Annotated in this window: 2 protein-coding genes; both read right to left on the reverse strand. The window is 68.0% G+C overall.

Annotated elements, in window-relative coordinates; all coding sequences use genetic code 11:
* Positions 1-541, reverse strand: a 541-nt coding sequence (locus QWY84_RS11080) for a DODA-type extradiol aromatic ring-opening family dioxygenase (RefSeq protein WP_290202719.1), incomplete at its 3' end; no start/stop codon positions are given.
* Positions 542-562: 21 nt separating this feature from the next.
* The coding region (locus QWY84_RS11085) for a DoxX family protein (protein WP_290202720.1) at positions 563-920 on the reverse strand (358 nt) is incomplete at its 5' end.

The raw sequence follows: 920 nt of genomic DNA on the forward strand, positions 1-920 counted from the left end.
GCCGCATGTTGTGGTAGCTCATGCCGGTGCCGACGATGAGCACGCCCTCGCGCCGCAGCGATGTCAGCGCCCGCCCGGCGGCCAGGTGGTAGGCCGGGTCCAGGTCCCGCTTCAGGGACAGTTGCACGACGGGCACGTCCGCGTTCGGATAGATGAGCTTCAGCGGGATGAATACCCCGTGATCCAGGCCGCGATCATGATCGAGCTCGGCACCTTGGCCGGACGCCTGCAGCAGCGCCTGGACCCGAGCCGCCAGCTCGGAGGATCCAGGGGCCGGATAACGCAGTTGATACGTGTGAGGTGGAAACCCGCTGTAGTCATACAGCAGCGGCGGTTGCTCCTGGGCGTTCAGGGTCAACTCCGGCGCCTCCCAGTGTCCTGAGACCACCAGCACGGCCTTCGGCCGGGCACCGACCAGCTCGGGAACAGAGCGCAACCAACGCTCCATCCGGGCCCAGGTGTCGGCGGGCTCCCAGTCCATGAAGAAGCACGGGCCGGCACCGTGCGGGACGAACAATGTCGGCAGAGCTTGCGTCGTCATTCCGGTACCTCCTGGGGCAGCTTAGAAGCGCATGCCCAAGCGCTTGTCCACGGAGTAGGCGCCGCCGCCGCGCAGTGCGATGGCGATGGCCAGTGCGAGCCACATGAGCGGGTACTCCACGCCGCCATTGGTCCAGAAGAAGCCGTTGGGCAGGTGGACGCTGAGCGCGACCGCCAGCAAAACGGCGACGGCCAGGGCGGCAGGGCGCGTCAGCACGCCCAGCACCAGGGCAAGGCCGCCGAAGAACTCCACCAGTCCCGCCAGCAGCGCGAACAGGACGCCCGGCTCCATGCCGAGGGTGTCGCCGAAGTAGGCACCGGTGCCGGACAGCCCGTAGCCGCCGAACCAGCCGAACAGCTTCTGTGCGCCGTGGGGCATG

The sequence above is a fragment of the Aquisalimonas lutea genome (assembly GCF_030409225.1).
In the GTDB taxonomy this organism is placed as follows: Bacteria; Pseudomonadota; Gammaproteobacteria; order Nitrococcales; family Aquisalimonadaceae; genus Aquisalimonas; species Aquisalimonas lutea.